The sequence below is a fragment of the Pseudomonas rhizosphaerae genome (assembly GCF_000761155.1).
GTDB lineage: Bacteria > Pseudomonadota > Gammaproteobacteria > Pseudomonadales > Pseudomonadaceae > Aquipseudomonas > Aquipseudomonas rhizosphaerae.
In genome coordinates this window covers 3316185-3334416 of sequence record NZ_CP009533.1, presented here as the reverse complement: position 1 = coordinate 3334416, position 18232 = coordinate 3316185, and the positions used below count along the sequence as shown (strand labels likewise).

Genomic DNA, 18232 nt, shown 5'->3' with positions numbered 1-18232 from the left:
CTTCACTCTACCGGTCCACCGTTGTCCTATCCATCGCCCCGAGGTGGAGCGCCAGGCATGGGTTCCGGTACCATGCCGGACTGTTTGCGGGCGCAATCGTGAAATTGCGATGTACCTGCCGCTCGGTGCCTGCACGGGTGCCCTGGCCAGGCGTATAGTTTCGAATTCGTTCATGCGCTCGCCTTGGCGTGCATCGCCATCACCGCCTGGTTTCGCCAGATACGCTGCGCACCGGACGCTTAGATTATCGTTCAAGGTGCTCAAACACCTGTTCGCCGCGCTGCCATTGGGCGTCGGCATGAGTTTTTTGCTTAGCTGAGGAATTGCAATGCTGCCTTACCCGCAGATCGACCCGGTGGCTCTGGCCATTGGACCGCTGAAAATCCACTGGTACGGCCTGATGTACCTGGTGGGCATTGGTGGCGCCTGGTTGCTGGCCTCACGCCGGCTCAACGGCTTCGACCCAACCTGGACCAAGGAAAAGCTCTCGGACCTGGTGTTCTGGTGCGCAATGGGGGTGATCCTCGGTGGCCGCCTCGGCTACGTACTGTTCTACGATCTGGAGCAATACATCGCCAACCCGACCTTGATATTCGAGGTGTGGAAAGGCGGCATGTCGTTCCATGGTGGACTGTTGGGCGTGATGCTGGCCGCGTGGTGGTTCGGCAAGAAGAACGACAAGTCGTTTTTCCAGCTGATGGACTTCATCGCCCCGCTGGTGCCGATTGGACTGGGTGCCGGCCGCATCGGCAACTTCATCAACGCTGAGCTGTGGGGCAAGGCCACCGACGTGCCCTGGGCCATGGTCTTCCCGGCGTTCAGCGATCCGGCGCAGCTGCCCCGTCACCCTTCGCAGCTCTACCAGTTTGCGTTGGAAGGCGTCGCGCTGTTCGTCATTCTCTGGCTGTTCTCGCGCAAACCGCGCCCAACCATGGCCGTATCGGGCATGTTCGCCCTGTTCTACGGCATCTTCCGCTTCATCGTCGAATTCGTCCGCGTGCCCGATGCACAGCTGGGCTACCTGGCGTGGGGCTGGCTGACCATGGGTCAGGTGCTGTGTCTGCCGATGATTCTCGGCGGCTTGGGCTTGATCTGGTGGGCCTACCACCGCGTGCCGACGGCTTCGCGCCCGGCCGTTTGATTCTTTTTGCCTGGGCGTGGCCACGGTCGCGCCCTGAACGATGCAGGTAAGTCATGAAGCAATATCTGGAACTGGTCGCCCACGTCATCAAGAACGGCACCTTGCAAAGCAACCGCACGGGCGTGCGCACCATCAGCTTTCCGGGCGCCATGCTGCGGTTCGACCTGCAGGAAGGCTTCCCGGCGATCACCACCCGGCGCCTAGCTTTCAAGTCGGCCATCGGCGAGATGGTCGGCTTCCTACGCGGCGTCAACAATGCCGCTGAATTCCGCGCCCTGGGCTGCAAGGTCTGGGACCAGAACGCCAACGAGAACGCCCAATGGCTGGCCAACCCATTTCGCCAGGGTGAAGACGACCTGGGCGAGATCTATGGCGTGCAGTGGCGCCAGTGGCCAGCCTACAAACGCATCGCCCTGAGCAACCCCGCGGCGATCGAACTGGCCGTCAGCCAAGGCTATCAGCAGATTGCCCAGGCCGAGGAAAACGGCGAGAGCTTCGTGGTGCTGTACAAGGCCATCGACCAGATTCGCCAGTGCGTCGACACCATCATTAAGGACCCAGGCAGCCGTAGGATCTTGTTCCACGGCTGGAACTGCGCCCAGCTCGATGAAATGGCGCTGCCGCCTTGCCATCTGCTGTACCAGTTCCACCCCAATCCGGAAACCCGCGAGATTTCGCTGACGCTGTACATCCGCTCCAACGACCTGGGCCTGGGCACGCCATTCAACCTCACCGAAGGCGCCGCGCTGCTGTCGCTGGTTGGGCGCCTGACCGGCTACACGCCGCGCTGGTTCACCTACTTCATCGGCGACGCCCATGTGTACGAGAACCACTTGGACATGCTCAACGAACAAATGAAACGCGAGCCACTACCGGCCCCTAAGCTGGTGATCTCCGACCGCGTGCCCGAGTTCGCCAAGACTGGTGTGTACCAACCGGAGTGGCTGGAGCTGATCGAACCGAGTGATTTTTCGCTGGAAGGGTACGAACACCACGCGCCACTGACTGCGCCAATGGCGGTGTGATCGCTGCTGCACCGTGGGAGCGGTCATCGGCCGCGAATGCCTCACTGCGGTCTCTCTGACGTACCGCGGTGACCTTTTCGCGGCCACGGACCGCTCCCACGAATACGCGAAACATTCATTGCGGCTTACCCAATGCATCGCGCGCAGGCGTTTCCGTTGGACTACGTTGATGCCCTTGTGAAGATATTCATCCCCCCAACGTCAGTCTCGATCTGCTCCCAGCCAAGCCGGCGGTAGTACGCCGACTTTTCCTCGACCGCACATAGATAGATCCGCTCGACACCCTCCGCTTTTGAGCGCTGCATTCCGGCCGCCAGCAATGCCGCCCCGACGCCTTGGTTGCGGCTCTCGGCTTCTACCCATAGCGCCGCCAGCCAGGGCGAATACTGCACTCGTTCATCCATGTCTGAAGCGATCAGCGATACCGTGCCCATGAAACGCTCACCTGCATGAGCGACCAAAGTGGTGGGAATAGGGTCGGAACGCAGGCTGTTTTCCAGAAGCGTCAGCACGTCTTCCAAGGCGTAGCCGTCTTCTTTCCACCAGGCTTGCCACAAGCGCTCGCCCACGACGGCAAGATAACCAGGTTCAGTGCGCAGATCTGATATTTGAAAGGGGGTTGCGGTGCGATTCATGACAGGTTCTTTTTGTTGGAAGTGTGCAACGAACCTATAGGCAGACTTTGCAATAGCGAAACCAGCATTGTTTCAAAACCTTGCTCGCTGATTCAGTTAAGAGATCCGAAAATCCGCATGCAACTGTTTCCAATGCTGGCTTAGGATCGCTTGCTGGTCCGGCTTCATGACGCTGGCGGCAAGTGCTTCAGGCCAAAGCGTGCGTGCCGCGTCCAGCGTTTGTCGTAGATGAGCGAGCACGGGTCGCCAGGGTATTCCAGAGGTCTCGGCCCATCGTTTGAAGTGTTCAAATGAGACGTCATACCAGGCTTTCGTATTGGCCATATTCAACGCGTACTGGCTCTCGCCGGGAATAAATACCTTGGTCGCGACGATGTCGTAAGCCGGAGACAGCTCTGCGTTGAAAGTGTCCGGATAGATCAGGCTCCAGTTCTTCAGATGCGCGTCGCCGTTTGCCAGCAGCACATTGACCAGCAAACGCACAGCCATTTGCGTGACATCCCGTTGGCCATGGCGGGTCTGGGTGTAGAGCAATTTGGCGATCTGTTCATAACGGCCGCTGCGGTATTTATCGTGTGCGTAGGCGTAAAGCACCTGCGCAAAGTCTTCTGAGTGAACGCGCTGGCCTCCAGCAAGCCGATCATAACGACGAATGCCGTAGGCCCACTGCTCGTCGGGTAGGTTGATTGCGGGCAGGCTGTCGATCATGTCCATGCCGACCAGGCGTATTTCGGGAATGTCGACGCCTGCCAGTTGCGCCAGTTGCATGCAGGTGTATTCGTTGAGCGGCACGAATGGATGAACGGTGGAAGGCGTCTTGATGATCCAGTCTCCCGGCGCCGTAGGATCGGCGGTTATGTAACGACCATCCCGGTCGTGCATGGAGAATTTCATCTGTACGCCGGCCAGCGAGAAATGCGAGCGATGGTCGGGTGTGTCGATGGATACTGGAGTGATCTTGCCGTGGTTGCCCAGTGCATAGGCTGGGATATGGTCGGCGGATACCGGGGTTGCGATCAATGCACCCGGCAAGTCCAGACCGAGCCAGCTCAACAACGGAAATTCGCTGTCTGGGTGCACTTTCATGGCTTGTGCAACCAGGCTACGCAGCGCGCCTTCCGGAAGTAGATTGCTCAACACGGGGTGAAGCCGGTGATGGGTGACGTAAGGGTGCTTGTCTGCCAGTTGACGTCTGAATACGTCCGGATTGAGGTGAGACAAAGTCAGCGTGCGTCGGTGTGGATCAGCGATGTAATCCGGCGCCAAGGTGAGTACATTCTTGCCATTCGAATGGCCGGTAACGTAACCGACCAGTTGCGAATGAAGCGTCAGCTTCAAGGCCGCTACGGTTTCGACACTCATGGCAGATCATCCCAAGGATTTTCCGGATAGTTATCCACAGGTCGATCATCCTCGAAATACACCGGCGCGCCTGCGAGGATCTTTTCGATCAGTTTGAGTTGGTCCTTGGGCACCAGGACCATGCTTGCATCCAGACCTTCGGCAATCAGGTCCAGGGTGTTGAGGCGCGGGTTGCCGTCCTTTTCGATCTTTCCGTATTGCTGGCGGCTGAGGCCAGTGCGCAGGGGCATGTCCTGGATCTGAAGACCCAGTTGTTGGCGGCGGTTGCGGATCTGTTGCAGAAGTGTGGTTAACATAGGCTGAGTATGAGCCTGATATGGTTCATGTCAAATGGAATGAGCCATATATTATTCATATCTCTTGGGCGATTCGAATGCCAGGGTGTATCTGCTGAACCGCCACGTGTTTTTCAATGCCCGTGACTGCGGCCTACATGTGAGTGCTCAGCATCGGGGACGGTGACGGCGCCGCTGATTTCCAGGCGCTGGAGAATCGCGCAGTGCTCTTCGGCGGTACCGCCATGGCATTTTTGGCGCAGGGCAACGAGCTGCTCCTGCAACGCCACCAGGCCGTCTATCCGCGCCTTGACGTGATGGATGTGTTCATCGATCAGGTCGTTGACGCTCTGGCACTGGTCCTGGGGGCTGTCGCGCAGGGTCAACAGGTTGCGGATCTCGTCGAGGGTCATGTCCAGGATGCGACAGTTGCGGATGAACGTCAGCCGTTCGACGTGAGCCTGGGTGTAGAGGCGATAGTTGCCGTCGCTGCGAGCAGGGGGCGGCAACAGGCTTTCACGTTCGTAATAGCGGATGGTTTCGACCTGGCAGTCGGTGATTTTCGCCAGTTCGCCGATTTTCATGCTCATAACCCCTGGAAGATGCTTGACCCTATAGTGGCTACAGGGTGTTCACTTGGCAACCTGCACTTCAGGGAATTGCGACCAATGAGCCACCCCACTTCCGGCCATGTCCACGATCATAAGCACGAGCACGAGCACGAGCACGAGCACGAGCACGAGCACGAGCACAAGCACCAGCACCAGCACGAGCACGAGCACGAGCCCAGCCCTGCGGCGTCGGGCCACTGCTGTTCTGGCAAGGCGGCCAAACCGTCGACCGTCCAGCTGGCGCCCGGCGATAGCCAGGATGCCCGGTTGAGCGAGTTCCGCATCGAGGCGATGGATTGTCCGACCGAGCAGACGCTGATCCAGAACAAACTGGCCAAGCTGGCCGGCGTGCAACAGCTGGATTTCAACCTGATCAATCGGGTGCTCGGCGTACGCCATTCGCTGCCCGATACCCAGGCAATCGAGAGCGCCATCAAGTCACTGGGCATGCACGCCGAACCTATCACCGGCGACGAACCTGCCAGCAACGACCTGCCAACACCACGCAAGCCGTGGTGGCCGTTGGCGCTCTCGGGCGTGACGGCAGTGGCGGCCGAAGTGGTCCACTTCACCCAGGCGGCGCCGACCTGGGTCGTGGCACTGCTGGCCCTTGTGTCGATCGCCAGTTGTGGCCTGACTACGTACAGCAAGGGCTGGATCGCTCTGAAAAACGGCAACCTCAACATCAATGCCTTGATGAGCATTGCCGTGACCGGCGCGGTGCTGATCGGCCAATGGCCGGAAGCGGCGATGGTGATGTTCCTGTTCACCGTGGCCGAGTTGATCGAGGCCAAATCCCTGGATCGGGCCCGTAATGCGATTGGCGGTCTGATGCGCCTCACGCCGGACACGGCCACCGTGCGCCAGGCCGATGGCCAATGGTTGGAACAGGACGTCAAGACCGTCGCACTGCAGGCCATCGTGCGGGTGCGTCCGGGGGAACGCGTCGGTCTGGATGGCGAAGTGATTTCCGGTCAATCCAGCATTGATCAGGCGCCCATCACCGGGGAAAGCCTGCCGGTCGAGAAGGATGTGGGCGACAAGGTGTTCGCCGGGACCATCAATCAGGCCGGCTCGCTGGAATACCGGGTCACGGCCGCCGCCGGCCAATCGACACTGGCGCGCATCATCCATGCGGTCGAGCAGGCTCAAGGTGCGCGTGCGCCTACGCAGCGCTTTGTGGATAACTTTTCTCGGATCTATACGCCCGTGGTGTTTGCCTTGGCCCTACTGATCGCGGTGGTGCCGCCGCTGGTGGGGTTGGGCGCGTGGTTCGACTGGATCTACCGCGCGCTGGTGCTGCTGGTGGTTGCCTGTCCGTGTGCGCTGGTGATCTCCACGCCCGTCACGATCGTCAGCGCGCTGGCCGCTGCTGCGCGCAAAGGCATTCTGGTCAAGGGCGGCGTGTACCTGGAAGGTGGCCACAAGCTGGATTATCTGGCGCTGGACAAGACCGGCACGCTGACCCATGGCAAGCCGGTGCAGACCGACTATGCGCTGCTCGATCCTGCTTTCGAAGGCCGGGCGCAGGCGATTGCCCAGGCGTTGGCGGCGCGTTCGGACCATCCTGTGTCGCGAGCCATTGCTGCTGACGCCAATGGGGCGGCCCTGACCTTGGACAACTTCGAGGCCCTGCTTGGGCGAGGCATCAAGGGCCAGGTGGAAGGGCAGACCTATCACCTGGGCAACCATCGGCTGGTGGAAGAGCTGGGACAGTGCTCCCCGGCGCTGGAAGCGCAACTCGATCAGCTGGAGCGTGAAGGTAAATCGGTCGTGGTGTTGTTGGGCCCGCAGGGGCCGGTAGCGTTGTTCGCGGTAGCCGATACGGTGAAGCAGACCAGCCGCGAGGCCATTGCCCAGTTGCATGCGCTGGGCATCAAGACGGTGATGCTCACCGGGGACAACCCGCATACCGCCAAGGCAATCGCTGCTCAAGTGGGCATCGATCAGGCCATTGGCGATCTGTTGCCTGCCGATAAGCTCAAGGCTGTAGAGCAGCTGTATGCTCAAGGTCACCGGGTCGGCATGGTGGGCGACGGGATCAATGACGCGCCAGCACTGGCACGGGCGGAAATTGGCTTCGCCATGGCGGCGGCGGGGACCGACACCGCTATCGAAACCGCCGATGTTGCTTTGATGGACGATGATCTACGCAAGATTCCCGCATTCATTCGCCTGTCGAGGCAGACTCGCTCGGTGCTGTTGCAGAACATCGTGCTGGCCCTGGCGATCAAGGCAGTGTTCCTCCTGATGACCGTGGCCGGTATGGCGACGCTGTGGATGGCGGTGTTTGCCGACATGGGTGTGAGCCTGCTGGTGGTGTTCAACGGGCTGCGGTTGCTGCGCAAGTAACTGTGGCGTCAGAGCTGCTGGGCCAAGGCCTCGATCTGTTCTTCGCGCTCGCGCTGGGCCAGGTGTTTATGGCCGTTGAGCGAGGACCATTGCGGGTAGGCTCGGGCCTTGTTCAGGGCTTCGGGCAGCTTGCCTTCGCGCCAGGCCTGTTCCTGTGGCGCCGCCACTTCGATGGTGCCCATGGCGGCATGGCCACGGGCATCGAGCGCTTTTACCAGTTGCTGCTGACGCAAGGCCAGCAGTCGCAGCACGTTGTCGTCCACGGTCAACTCGCGCTCGCCCTTGAACTTGCCCAACAGGCGCGCGCCATAGCCACGGGCGGTCTGCAGGGCGCCGCCGGCAATGGCGCCGGCGATGGCCGCCATGCCCAGGGTCAAGCCGCCCACCAGCAGATCGACTCCAGCGCCCGCCGCAGCGCCGGCCGCAATGCCGCCGCCGACCTTCACGCCCAATTGCTTGAGGGTATCGGGATTGAACAGGTCGTCGCCCCAGCGCCCATCCGACAGTGGCAAGTCACCGGCCGACGCATCCTGGCTGCGGAAGGCATACAGCTTGAGCAAGGCTTCCACGCAGCGCTGCTCACGTTTGCGTACCGCCTGACGAAGCTCTTCGATGGCGCCTGCGGCCGCTTCGCTGGTTACACTGCGGCGACAGGCCGCGCAGTCGATCAACAGTTCGGCGATCAACCGCCGCGCGCTGCCCTGGCGCGCCAGCCGTTGCGCTTGTTGATCCTCGATCAGTCGTTGCAATGCTGGGCGTGAATGTTCAAGCAGCAACGCCAGGCTTTCATACAGCCGTCGCTCGCCATCCTCGGGCGGCGCCACACTGTCGAAGCGAACCAAGGCGTGCAGACCGAGGCGGGCCAGCGCCTCACGCCAATCCCCCTCGCGTTGCTGGCTGCTGCTGACGAAGTTGAGCACCGGCAGCAATGGTTTCCCGCAGCTGGCCAGCACTTCCAGTTCATCTCGGTACTTGGCCAGCACCGGCTCGCGCGCGTCGATCACATACAGGCCGGCATCGCTGGCCAACAACTGGCGCAGCACCTTGGCCTCCTGCTCGAAACGTTGGCGTGCCTCGCTGCCCTGCAGAAACCGCTCGACCCGCGCCGGACCGTCGAGCCGCTCGCCGGGGCGGTCCAGGCGTTCGAGGAAATCCAGCAAGGCGATGGCATCTTCCAGGCCGGGGGTGTCGTAGAGCTCCAGCAGGGCGTCGCCATCGACCGAAAGGCGTGCGCCTTCCACATGACGCGTGGTGCTGGGCCGGTGCGACACTTCGCCGAAGCCTACGTCGCGGGTCAGCGTGCGCAGCAGGGAGGTCTTGCCGACATTGGTGTGACCGACCACGGCCAGCGTCAGGGGCTTACTCATCGCCGGTCTCCAGCCAGTACAGCGGTGTCGATTCATCAATGGCCAGGCCCAGTGCAGCCAAGCTGGTTCGCCAATCGCCGAGTCGTTGTGGGTCGAGCACCTGGCCGGGCGGTGCGGGCAACAGCCACACGCGGGTGACCGTGGCGCAACGGGCCAGCTCGGCGATCAGGCCGAGGCTGCCACGATCGGGCGAGCGCCGCGGGTCGCAGGCAATCACCAGCCGTGCAGGAGGGAAGCGGGTCATCTGTTCCAGCAGCCGCTGACGCGACTCGCGGCTGTCGAGCACGCCAGCGTCCTGAATGCCGCTGGCCAGGGTGGGCGGCCACGGGTGTTGGCCGTCCAGCTCCAGACCTACCAGCACCGCGCCATCGCTCGGCTCGCTGGCTGGCGCCGTCGTCACCTGCGGCAGGGCGTCGGGCGCCTCGTCGCGCACGCCCAAGCGCTCACTGCTGGGCATCAGCCGTTCGCGCAGTTGGCTGTAGCCGGGCAGGGTGGTGTCCAATGTCAGGCGCGCTCGGCCCAGGCGCCAGCGCCACTGGCAGAACGCGGCGAGCAGCAGGCGCGGGCCGATCCCGTAGACCAGCAGCACGCCCACCAGCCAACCGGCCCAGGCCTGGCGTGCCCCTTCGACGTTGGTCGCCTGATCGCCACTGGCGCGGATCATGTCGATGTCCGGCACGCTGAAACCCAGCAGCGCAGGCAGGGCACCCAGGGTCTGGGTCAGGCTGATGAAGGTGTCCGCGCCAAGAATGGTGGTCTCCCAGACGAAGCCGTAGCGACGGGTGGCTAGCAGCAACAGCAGCACGGCCAGCGCACTGAGCAGGGCCAGCAGCCACAAGCCATGCACCAGCGTGCCCAGGGCCCAGCGGTTGAGGCGCCGACGTTGCAGCAATAGCACCAGCGCCGGTGCGAGATGAACGGCTTGCGCATCACGCGCCAGTTTCTCGCTGAGCCACAACCACAGACGCCCCAACACCGCGCCGTGGCCACCGGCGGCGACCAGCCCCAGTAACCAGCTCAGCAGCAGAATGATATTGAGTCCCAGCAGGCTGCCCAGCGCCCAGAACACGTTGACCGGCTGCTGGCCATCGCCCAGCGCCGCAAAAGCCAAACCTGCGCCGCTGAACACGGCTAGCACAGCCAGCAGCAGTATCGCCAGCCGTGCGCCCTGCAACCAGTGGCGCAGGGCCTCGCGCTGGCCATCGCGGTCGGCCAGTATCAAGGCGCGATGTTCGATGCGTGCGGCCAGGTCGCCACCGTGTTGCCGCGCTCGACGGTTGGCTTCCAGATCTTCCAGGGGGCCTGCCTGTTCTTCGCGCAGGCGGATGGCTTCACTGAGCCAGAGTGTGTGCAGGGGTGTGGGTGCGCTCACGCGTTTTTCCAGGCGGCGGATTCGCCATGAGCATAACCCAAGGAGGCTCTGCTATTCTGCCGGCCATGAAGACATCTCTCCCTTTAAGCCTGATCGCGGCGCTCGCCGAGAACCGCGTGATCGGCATCGACAACAGCATGCCCTGGCACCTGCCGGGTGATTTCAAGTATTTCAAGGCGACCACCCTGGGCAAGCCGATCATCATGGGTCGCAAGACCTGGGATTCGCTGGGCCGACCACTTCCCGGCCGCCTCAACCTGGTGGTCAGCCGCCAGCCGGATCTCGACTTGCCGGGTGCAGAAGTGTTCGCTTCGCTGGACGCAGCCATCGAGCGGGCCGAAGCCTGGGCTCACGAGCAGGGCGCGGACGAGGTAATGCTCATCGGTGGTGCTCAGCTGTACGAGCTGGGCCTCGCTCAGGCGGACCGCCTGTACCTGACACGAGTCGCCTTGCAACCGGACGGGGACGCCTGGTTTCCCGAGTTCGACGAGAACCAGTGGCAGCAAGTGTCGAGCGTGGCGAACGAAGCGGTCGACGACAAACCAGCCTACGCGTTCGAAGTGTGGGAGCGCAGGTAATCGGCTTGCCTGTTCGCGCTGCCTTTACGAGAAGACACCCGCGAACAGGCAACAGCGGTTAGGCCGAGGCCAGTTCCTTGTGCTCATCGGCCGCCAGCAGCGCCTTGTCGGTCTGACCCATCACCTGGCTGGTGATAGTGCCCGCCGCCATCGAACCGCTGACGTTCAGAGCCGTGCGGCCCATGTCGATCAACGGTTCGACGGAAATCAACAGCGCCACCAGCGTGACCGGCAAGCCCATGGCCGGCAGCACGATCAACGCAGCGAACGTCGCGCCGCCGCCGACCCCGGCCACACCGGCCGAACTCAGGGTGACGATGCCCACCAACGTGGCGATCCACAGCGGATCCAGTGGATTGATGCCTACCGTGGGCGCGACCATCACCGCCAGCATGGCTGGATAGAGACCGGCGCAGCCGTTCTGGCCGATCGTCGCGCCGAAGGATGCCGCGAAGCTGGCGATTGCCTGCGGCACGCCCAGGCGGCGGGTTTGCGCTTCGATGCTCAGTGGAATGGTCGCCGCGCTGGAGCGGCTGGTGAAGGCGAAAGTCAGCACCGGCCAGACCTTGCGGAAGAAGCGCAGCGGGTTGACCCCAGCCATGCTCAGCAGCAGCCCGTGCACCGCGAACATCAGCGCCAGGCCGATGTACGACACCACCACGAAGCTGCCCAGCTTGACGATGTCCTGCACGTTGGAACTGGCGACCACCTTGGCCATCAGCGCCAACACGCCGTAAGGCGTCAGCTTCATCACCAGACGTACCAGGCGCATCACCCAAGCTTGCAGCACGTCGATCGCGGCGAGCACTTTTGTGCCCTTGTCCGTATCGTCCTTGAGCAGTTGCAACGCCGCCATCCCCAGAAACGCAGCGAAGATCACCACGCTGATGATCGAGGTAGGCTTGGCTCGCGCCAGGTCGGCGAAGGGATTCTGCGGAATGAACGACAGCAGCAGTTGCGGCACGTTGAGGTCGGCGACCTTGCCGGCGTAGTCACTCTGGATCGTCGCCAGACGCGCGGCCTCTTGAGTGCCGGCCACCAAGCCCTCGGCGGTCAGGCCAAACAAGTTGGTCAGGCCGATACCGATCAGCGCCGCGATGGCGGTGGTGAACAGCAGCGTGCCGATGGTCAGGAAGCTGATCTTGCCCAGCGAGGAGGCGTTGTGCAGACGGGCCACGGCGCTGAGGATCGACGCGAAGATCAACGGCATGACGATCATCTGCAGCAATTGCACATAGCCGTTGCCGACCAGCTCCAGCCAGCCGATGGTGCTCTTGAGCACAGGGTGCCCGGCGCCGTAGACGGTGTGCAGGCCAATACCGAACAGCACGCCCAGGCCCAAGCCCAGCAGGACCTTCTTCGCCAGGCTCCAATCGGTACGACGGGTTTGTGCCAGACCCAGCAGCAGCGCTGCGAAGATCAGCAGGTTCAACAGCAGAGGCAGATTCATGTCAGCTCCAGAATGAACGACTGCGCCTCTCCGGGCGCTGGTCAATCGCGGATGCTAACACCTTGAATCGAAAGGCTATTAATACCGGAATGGAAGATGCTTAGGCGTTTGTGGAATAAACCCTTGGCGTGTGTCCAAGGCCCTGAGTGGTTTTTTACGCTGACGCTGTGAAGACCCACTCAGAACCCAGAAACGACAGTGTGCTTACAGCCCGTCGAGCATCGCCTTGTTACGTACGGCACCTTTGTCGGCGCTGGTGGCCAACAGTGCATAGGCCTTGAGCGCGGTGGTCACCTTGCGTGGACGCACCTCGACCGGCTTCCAGCCCTTCTTGTCCTGCTCGGCGCGACGGGCTGCCAGTTCGGCATCGTCCACCAGCAGGTTGATCGAGCGATTGGGGATGTCGATCAATACCTTGTCGCCATCCTGCACCAGGCCAATCGCGCCACCGGCTGCCGCCTCAGGTGAAGCGTGGCCAATGGACAGGCCCGACGTACCGCCCGAGAAACGACCGTCTGTCAGCAATGCGCAGGCTTTGCCCAGGCCCTTGGACTTCAGATAGGACGTCGGGTACAGCATTTCCTGCATCCCCGGACCGCCTTTTGGGCCTTCGTAGCGGATGATCACGATGTCACCGGCCTGCACTTCGTCGGCAAGGATGCCCCGCACTGCGCTGTCCTGGCTTTCGAAGATCTTGGCATTGCCTTCGAACACATGGATCGACTCATCCACGCCGGCGGTTTTCACCACGCAGCCATCCATCGCGATGTTGCCGTAGAGCACAGCCAGGCCGCCTTCTTGGGAGTAGGCGTGCTCGAAGCTGCGAATGCAGCCGTTCTCGCGGTCGTCGTCCAGGGTGTCCCAGCGCGTCGACTGGCTGAACGCAGTTTGCGTCGGGATGCCCGCTGGGCCCGCCTTGAAGAAGTGATGCACCGCTTCGTCGGTGGTCTGGGTGATGTCCCACTTGGCGATGGCTTCGGCCATGCTGCGGCTGTGCACGGTCGGCAGGTCGGTGTGCAGCAGGCCGCCACGGGCCAGCGAGCCGAGGATGCTGAAGATGCCACCAGCGCGGTGCACGTCTTCCATGTGGTACTTCTGGATGTTCGGCGCCACCTTGCACAGCTGCGGCACCGTGCGCGACAGGCGATCGATGTCGCGCAGGTCGAACTCGATCTCGGCTTCCTGGGCCGCAGCCAACAGGTGCAGGATGGTGTTGGTCGACCCGCCCATGGCGATGTCCAGCATCATGGCGTTTTCGAACGCCTTGAAGTTGGCGATGCTGCGCGGCAGGACCGACTCGTCGTTCTCGCCGTAGTAGCGCTTGCACAGCTCGACGATGGTGCGGCCCGCCTGCAGGAACAGCTGCTCGCGGTCGCTGTGGGTTGCCAGAGTCGAGCCATTGCCTGGCAAGGCCAGGCCCAGCGCTTCCACCAGGCAGTTCATCGAGTTGGCGGTGAACATGCCGGAGCACGAACCACAGGTCGGGCAGGCGCTGCGCTCGTATTCGGCGACTTTTTCATCCGAGGCGGTGGGGTCGGCAGCGATGACCATGGCGTCGACCAGGTCCAGGCCGTGGCTGGCCAGCTTGGTCTTGCCCGCTTCCATCGGCCCGCCGGAAACGAAGATCACCGGCACGTTCAGGCGCAAGGCGGCCATCAGCATGCCCGGGGTGATCTTGTCGCAGTTGGAGATGCACACGATGGCGTCGGCGCAGTGGGCGTTGACCATGTACTCGACCGAGTCGGCGATGATCTCGCGGCTGGGCAGGGAATACAGCATCCCGTCATGGCCCATGGCGATGCCGTCGTCCACCGCAATCGTGTTGAATTCCTTGGCCACGCCGCCAGCGCGCTCGATCTCGCGTGCAACCAGCTGACCCAGGTCCTTGAGGTGCACATGCCCCGGCACGAACTGGGTGAACGAGTTGGCAATGGCGATGATCGGCTTCTTGAAATCGTCATCCTTCATGCCAGTGGCACGCCACAGCGCGCGGGCACCGGCCATGTTGCGGCCGTGGGTGGATGTTTTCGAGCGATAGTCAGGCATGGAACGACTCCGGGCGGCTAATCGGGTTTCAGTGAGGGAGTGAGCTTTTCCTGGTCCGCGGCACGCTCGGTCGGTGTGTTGCCGTGCTTGCGGATGAGGCCGGTAACGCTGCGGGATCGCCACGCGTTCGGCCAGAGCTCATAAACCCGCCGGGGGATGATTGGCGAAGAGTAGGGCGATTCTACACCCATGGGGGAAGGATGGAACGTGGGGCAGGGCAAGTAATCGGCAGTAGGGCCTGATGCGGCCAGGCCCTCTTGATTCTCCGTAGGAGCGATTCGTGGCCGCGAACCAGGCGCCGCGGTGCATCAGCCAGTGCGCGTCGTCCTTTTCGCGGCCGATGACCGCTCCCACGGGCGACACAATTCCCTGTAGCAGCGGCGCGAGCCGCGTCAAACGCCCCGCTGCATCAGCTGTTGGGCAACAACCGGCACGTGATGCTTTTGATGTACCGCGTTTCCGGAATCGCTGGATGCACCGGATGGTCCGGACCTTGGCCGCCGCGTTCCAGCAGTTGGATGTTACGGTCCAGGTGGCGGGCGCTGGTCAGCAGGATGTTCTGCAGGTCGTCCTCGGGCAGGTGCATGGAGCACGAGGCGCTGACCAGGATGCCGTCCTTGCTGAGCAGGCGCATGGCTTGCTCGTTGAGGCGGCGGTAGGCGCCTTCGCCGTTCTTCAGGTCCTTCTTGCGCTTGATGAACGCGGGTGGGTCGGCGACGATCACGTCGAAGCGTTCTTCGGCGGCCTTCAGCTCTTTCAAGGCTTCGAACACATCGCCTTCCACACAGGTGACTTTCTCGGCGAAGCCATTGAGCGCGGCATTGCGCTCAACGCCATCGAGGGCGAAGCCCGAAGCGTCGACGCAGAACACTTCGCTGGCGCCGAATGCGCCGGCCTGCACGCCCCAGCCGCCGATGTAGCTGAACAGGTCGAGCACACGCTTGCCCTTGACGTACGGCGCCAGGCGCGCGCGGTTCATGCGGTGGTCGTAGAACCAGCCGGTCTTCTGGCCTTCCATCACGGGGGCTTCGAACTTCACGCCGTTCTCTTCCAAAGCGACCCACTCCGGGACCACGCCGAACGCGCTTTCCACGTAGCGCTCCAGGCCTTCGGCATCGCGGGCGGCGGAGTCGTTCTTGAACAGGATACCGCTGGGTTTGATCACCTGGATCAGCGCGGCCATGACATCGGCCTTGTAGCGTTCCATGGTGGCCGAAGCGAGCTGCACCACCAGAATGTCGCCGAAGCGATCCACGACCAGGCCCGGCAGCAGGTCGGAATCACCGTACACCAGGCGATAGAACGGCTTGTCGAACAGCCGCTCGCGCAACGACAGGCAGACGTTGAGGCGATGCACCAGCAACGACTTGTCCAGGCTCAGTTTGACGTCGCGCGACAGCAGGCGGGCGCAGATCAGGTTGTTCGGGCTCAGTGCGACGATGCCCAGAGGCTTGCCGCCCGCCGCTTCGAGAATGGCCTGGTCGCCCGCCTGGAAACCGGTCAGTGGGGTCGCGGCCACGTCGATCTCGTTGCTGTAGACCCACAGGTGGCCGGCGCGCAGGCGGCGGTCGGCGTTGGCTTTGAGGCGAAGGCTGGGCAGGGACATGAAGTCGCTCCGGGGAAAAAAGAGCGGGAGTATACCCCTTTGCCCCCGGCACCGAATGGACCAATCGACAAATGACCCGCAGGCACGGTGGGCGCTACAGGGCCCCAGCGGTTAGAATCCGCGCTGTCCGAGGCGTCGAGCCTGAGGCACGCTTGCCTATCGATCCGCGTTTCCCATCAGGAGCCCCATGCCTGAATTACCCGAAGTAGAAACCACCCGTCGGGGCATCGCCCCGCACCTGGAAGGGCAGCGTGTGAGCCGCGTCATCGTGCGCGACCGCCGCCTGCGCTGGCCGATTCCCGAAGACCTGGATGCGCGCCTGTCCGGGCAGCGGATCGTGGCGGTCGAGCGACGGGCCAAGTACCTGCTGATCAACGCCGAAGTGGGCACCTTGATCAGCCATCTCGGTATGTCGGGCAACCTGCGCCTGGTCGAAGCCGGTTTGCCGGCGCTCAAGCACGAACACGTCGATATCGAACTGGAATCGGGTATGGCCTTGCGCTATACCGATCCCCGGCGTTTCGGCGCCATGCTCTGGAGCCAGGATCCGCTGAACCACGAACTGCTCCTGCGCCTGGGCCCCGAGCCGTTGACCGAACTGTTCGATGGCGAAAGGCTGTTCCAGCTGTCGCGTGGGCGCAGCATGGCGGTCAAGCCGTTCATCATGGACAACGCCGTGGTGGTGGGTGTTGGCAATATCTACGCGACCGAAGCGCTGTTCGCGGCCGGCATCGATCCGCGCCGCGCGGCGGGGGGCATATCCCGTGCTCGCTACCTGCGTCTGGCGGTCGAGATCAAGCGCATCCTGACCTATGCGATCGAGCGCGGGGGCACCACATTGCGTGACTTCATCGGTGGCGATGGCCAGCCCGGCTACTTCCAGCAGGAGTTGTTCGCCTATGGTCGCGGCGGACAGTTGTGCAAGGTGTGCGGCACCACCCTGCGCGAGGTCAAGCTGGGTCAGCGTGCGAGCGTGTATTGCCCACGCTGCCAAAAATGAGGGTATTGCCGACTCGGCAGGTCGGAACAAGCTGCCTGTGCCTGCCCTGCACAACCCCGAGCAGCTGATATAGTTAATCCAGCCGTAATTACCGCATCGCAAATCGCAGTCGCCCACGTGAGCAGAAGGATTGTGCCATGAACCCGTTTCGAACCCTGTCGCTGGCGCTGGTCGTCAGTTTCGGCCTGCACGCCGTGCCGGCCACCGCTGCCGACTCGAGCATGAGCGCAAACAGCGGTGACCCGACCTACCAGATCCAGAACCCGCCGGCCTACGCCATGATCGGCGACTTGCTGATTGCACGGCCATTGCTGGTCGCCGCCACCATCGTGGGCGCAGGTCTGTTCGTGATCGCGCTGCCGTTCACCGCGGCTGGCGGGAACGTCGGCGCCAGTGGCAAGGCCTTGGTGGTCGATCCGGGCAAGGCGGCGTTCGTACGGTGCCTGGGCTGTACCCAGAGCGGCTACAACAACCGCGACTGAGCCAGGTGGCAGGCAAGCACTGGAATCAGTGCTTGCCGGTGATCTGCTTGTACTTGGCCATCAGCTGTTCCTGGGATTCAGGATGCGCTTCGTCCAGGGGTATGCAATCCACCGGGCAGACCTGCTGACACTGTGGCTCGTCGTAATGGCCTACGCACTGGGTACACAGGTTGGGATCGATCACATAGATCTCTTCCCCCTGGGAAATGGCAGCGTTCGGGCACTCGGGTTCGCAGACGTCGCAATTGATGCAATCGTCGGTGATGATCAGGGACATGAAAACTCCGGCCCGAGACTGCGGCCCAGGCATGTGAAAAGCAATGGCCGCAATTGTGCCGCATTAGCGCCCGCAGTGCACGCGGGCGCAGTGCTGGTTGCCTACTTCTTGCTGAAGCGCAGGGTCAGGGCTTCGGCCACGGCGGGGTGGACGAATTTGGTGATGTCTCCGCCCAGGGCCGCGATTTCTCGTACCAGGGTCGACGAGATGAAGGAATAGCGCTCCGAAGGCGTGAGAAACAGGCTTTCCACATCCGGCGCCAGTTGCCGGTTCATGTTGGCCAGCTGGAACTCGTATTCGAAATCGGACACTGCCCGCAGGCCACGCAGCAGCACGTTGGCGTTCTGCTCCTTGGCGAAATGCGCGAGCAGCGTCGAGAACCCGACGACTTCGACATTGGGCAGGTGCCGCGTCACTTCGCGGGCCAACTCCACACGTTGCTCGAGCGCGAACAGGGGATTCTTCTTGGGACTCGCGGCGACCGCGATGATCACGTGATCGAACAGGCGCGAGGCGCGTTCGACCAGATCACCATGACCCTTGGTGATAGGGTCGAAGGTACCTGGGTACAACACTCGGTTCATCACGGCGTCCTGGCGGGAATCGGTTGGGGAGTGCGATGGTATCGCAGCCAGAGAAGTCGGCCAAGTCTG

At 62.6% G+C, this 18232-nt stretch carries 17 protein-coding genes; 6 read left to right on the top strand and 11 right to left on the bottom strand.

Translation table 11 applies throughout. The features are described from left to right. Positions 1-328: 328 nt before the first annotated feature. Together lgt and LT40_RS14785 are read left to right on the top strand one after the other, a co-directional pair. The gene (gene lgt, locus LT40_RS14790; RefSeq protein ID WP_043191591.1) at positions 329-1141 is read left to right on the top strand and encodes a prolipoprotein diacylglyceryl transferase; all 813 of its coding nucleotides are present in this window, start codon (positions 329-331) and stop codon (positions 1139-1141) included. A 53-nt stretch (positions 1142-1194) separates the two neighbouring features. Beyond that, the gene (locus LT40_RS14785; protein ID WP_043191587.1) at positions 1195-2166 is read left to right on the top strand and encodes a thymidylate synthase; all 972 of its coding nucleotides are present in this window, start codon (positions 1195-1197) and stop codon (positions 2164-2166) included. 161 nt (positions 2167-2327) lie between these two features. Here LT40_RS14785 and LT40_RS14780 read toward each other — a convergent pair whose 3' ends face one another. From LT40_RS14780 to cadR, 4 genes are all read right to left on the bottom strand, one after another. Beyond that, positions 2328-2801, bottom strand: coding sequence for a GNAT family N-acetyltransferase (locus LT40_RS14780; protein ID WP_043191584.1), 474 nt, complete (start codon positions 2799-2801; stop codon positions 2328-2330). Between the two features lie 96 nt (positions 2802-2897). Then, positions 2898-4163 (bottom strand): type II toxin-antitoxin system HipA family toxin, encoded by a 1266-nt coding sequence (locus tag LT40_RS14775; protein ID WP_043191582.1) that lies wholly within the window; start codon positions 4161-4163, stop codon positions 2898-2900. After that, positions 4160-4459, bottom strand: a complete 300-nt coding sequence (locus LT40_RS14770; RefSeq protein ID WP_052393442.1) for a helix-turn-helix domain-containing protein — start codon at positions 4457-4459, stop codon at positions 4160-4162. Before LT40_RS14770 ends, LT40_RS14775 begins: the two co-directional genes overlap by 4 nt. 113 nt (positions 4460-4572) lie before the next feature. Further along, positions 4573-5022 (bottom strand): Cd(II)/Pb(II)-responsive transcriptional regulator, encoded by a 450-nt coding sequence (gene cadR / locus LT40_RS14765; protein WP_043193727.1) that lies wholly within the window; start codon positions 5020-5022, stop codon positions 4573-4575. Positions 5023-5106: 84 nt separating this feature from the next. On the opposite strand from cadR, the gene LT40_RS14760 reads away from it, so the two are divergent. Continuing rightward, positions 5107-7401 carry a heavy metal translocating P-type ATPase gene (locus LT40_RS14760; protein WP_052393441.1) on the top strand — a complete coding sequence of 765 codons (2295 nt, stop codon included), beginning with the start codon at positions 5107-5109 and terminating at the stop codon, positions 7399-7401. An 8-nt stretch (positions 7402-7409) separates the two neighbouring features. On the opposite strand, the gene LT40_RS14755 is transcribed toward LT40_RS14760, so the two are convergent. Together LT40_RS14755 and LT40_RS14750 are read right to left on the bottom strand one after the other, a co-directional pair. Further along, positions 7410-8768: a DUF3482 domain-containing protein gene (locus LT40_RS14755; RefSeq protein WP_043191579.1), complete on the bottom strand. Its 1359-nt coding sequence runs from the start codon at positions 8766-8768 to the stop codon at positions 7410-7412. Then, positions 8761-10140: a DUF2868 domain-containing protein gene (locus LT40_RS14750; protein WP_043191577.1), complete on the bottom strand. Its 1380-nt coding sequence runs from the start codon at positions 10138-10140 to the stop codon at positions 8761-8763. Before LT40_RS14750 ends, LT40_RS14755 begins: the two co-directional genes overlap by 8 nt. Before the next feature lie 65 nt (positions 10141-10205). Between LT40_RS14750 and LT40_RS14745 the strand changes: the two genes are divergently transcribed. After that, positions 10206-10718: a dihydrofolate reductase gene (locus LT40_RS14745; protein ID WP_043191574.1), complete on the top strand. Its 513-nt coding sequence runs from the start codon at positions 10206-10208 to the stop codon at positions 10716-10718. 58 nt (positions 10719-10776) lie between these two features. Here LT40_RS14745 and LT40_RS14740 read toward each other — a convergent pair whose 3' ends face one another. The 3 genes from LT40_RS14740 to LT40_RS14730 form a co-directional block, all read right to left on the bottom strand. Next, positions 10777-12168 (bottom strand): L-cystine transporter, encoded by a 1392-nt coding sequence (locus LT40_RS14740; protein ID WP_043191571.1) that lies wholly within the window; start codon positions 12166-12168, stop codon positions 10777-10779. A 204-nt stretch (positions 12169-12372) separates the two neighbouring features. Beyond that, positions 12373-14214: a dihydroxy-acid dehydratase gene (gene ilvD / locus LT40_RS14735; protein ID WP_043191569.1), complete on the bottom strand. Its 1842-nt coding sequence runs from the start codon at positions 14212-14214 to the stop codon at positions 12373-12375. 409 nt (positions 14215-14623) lie between these two features. Then, positions 14624-15820 (bottom strand): class I SAM-dependent rRNA methyltransferase, encoded by a 1197-nt coding sequence (locus LT40_RS14730; protein WP_043191566.1) that lies wholly within the window; start codon positions 15818-15820, stop codon positions 14624-14626. 187 nt (positions 15821-16007) lie between these two features. Between LT40_RS14730 and mutM the strand changes: the two genes are divergently transcribed. Then, entirely contained in the window at positions 16008-16820 is an 813-nt protein-coding gene (gene mutM, locus LT40_RS14725) for a bifunctional DNA-formamidopyrimidine glycosylase/DNA-(apurinic or apyrimidinic site) lyase (protein ID WP_043191564.1), read from the top strand. A gap of 137 nt (positions 16821-16957) precedes the next feature. Continuing rightward, on the top strand, positions 16958-17302 hold the full coding sequence (locus LT40_RS14720; RefSeq protein ID WP_043191562.1) for a hypothetical protein: 345 nt from the start codon (positions 16958-16960) through the stop codon (positions 17300-17302). Positions 17303-17327: 25 nt separating this feature from the next. On the opposite strand, the gene LT40_RS14715 is transcribed toward LT40_RS14720, so the two are convergent. Continuing rightward, a complete protein-coding gene (locus tag LT40_RS14715) occupies positions 17328-17579 on the bottom strand; it encodes a YfhL family 4Fe-4S dicluster ferredoxin (protein ID WP_043191560.1) in 252 nt (83 codons plus the stop codon). 101 nt (positions 17580-17680) lie between these two features. After that, a complete protein-coding gene (gene coaD, locus LT40_RS14710) occupies positions 17681-18163 on the bottom strand; it encodes a pantetheine-phosphate adenylyltransferase (protein WP_043191558.1) in 483 nt (160 codons plus the stop codon). Between the last annotated feature and the right edge of the window lie 69 nt (positions 18164-18232).

Coding starts and splice junctions, on each gene's coding strand:
- lgt (WP_043191591.1), top strand. CDS start 329: ATGCTGCCTTACCCGCAGATCGACCCGGTGGCTCTGGCCATTGGACCG.
- LT40_RS14785 (WP_043191587.1), top strand. CDS start 1,195: ATGAAGCAATATCTGGAACTGGTCGCCCACGTCATCAAGAACGGCACC.
- LT40_RS14780 (WP_043191584.1), bottom strand. CDS start 2,801: ATGAATCGCACCGCAACCCCCTTTCAAATATCAGATCTGCGCACTGAA.
- LT40_RS14775 (WP_043191582.1), bottom strand. CDS start 4,163: ATGAGTGTCGAAACCGTAGCGGCCTTGAAGCTGACGCTTCATTCGCAA.
- LT40_RS14770 (WP_052393442.1), bottom strand. CDS start 4,459: ATGTTAACCACACTTCTGCAACAGATCCGCAACCGCCGCCAACAACTG.
- cadR (WP_043193727.1), bottom strand. CDS start 5,022: ATGAAAATCGGCGAACTGGCGAAAATCACCGACTGCCAGGTCGAAACC.
- LT40_RS14760 (WP_052393441.1), top strand. CDS start 5,107: ATGAGCCACCCCACTTCCGGCCATGTCCACGATCATAAGCACGAGCAC.
- LT40_RS14755 (WP_043191579.1), bottom strand. CDS start 8,768: ATGAGTAAGCCCCTGACGCTGGCCGTGGTCGGTCACACCAATGTCGGC.
- LT40_RS14745 (WP_043191574.1), top strand. CDS start 10,206: ATGAAGACATCTCTCCCTTTAAGCCTGATCGCGGCGCTCGCCGAGAAC.
- LT40_RS14740 (WP_043191571.1), bottom strand. CDS start 12,168: ATGAATCTGCCTCTGCTGTTGAACCTGCTGATCTTCGCAGCGCTGCTG.
- ilvD (WP_043191569.1), bottom strand. CDS start 14,214: ATGCCTGACTATCGCTCGAAAACATCCACCCACGGCCGCAACATGGCC.
- LT40_RS14730 (WP_043191566.1), bottom strand. CDS start 15,820: ATGTCCCTGCCCAGCCTTCGCCTCAAAGCCAACGCCGACCGCCGCCTG.
- mutM (WP_043191564.1), top strand. CDS start 16,008: ATGCCTGAATTACCCGAAGTAGAAACCACCCGTCGGGGCATCGCCCCG.
- LT40_RS14720 (WP_043191562.1), top strand. CDS start 16,958: ATGAACCCGTTTCGAACCCTGTCGCTGGCGCTGGTCGTCAGTTTCGGC.
- LT40_RS14715 (WP_043191560.1), bottom strand. CDS start 17,579: ATGTCCCTGATCATCACCGACGATTGCATCAATTGCGACGTCTGCGAA.
- coaD (WP_043191558.1), bottom strand. CDS start 18,163: ATGAACCGAGTGTTGTACCCAGGTACCTTCGACCCTATCACCAAGGGT.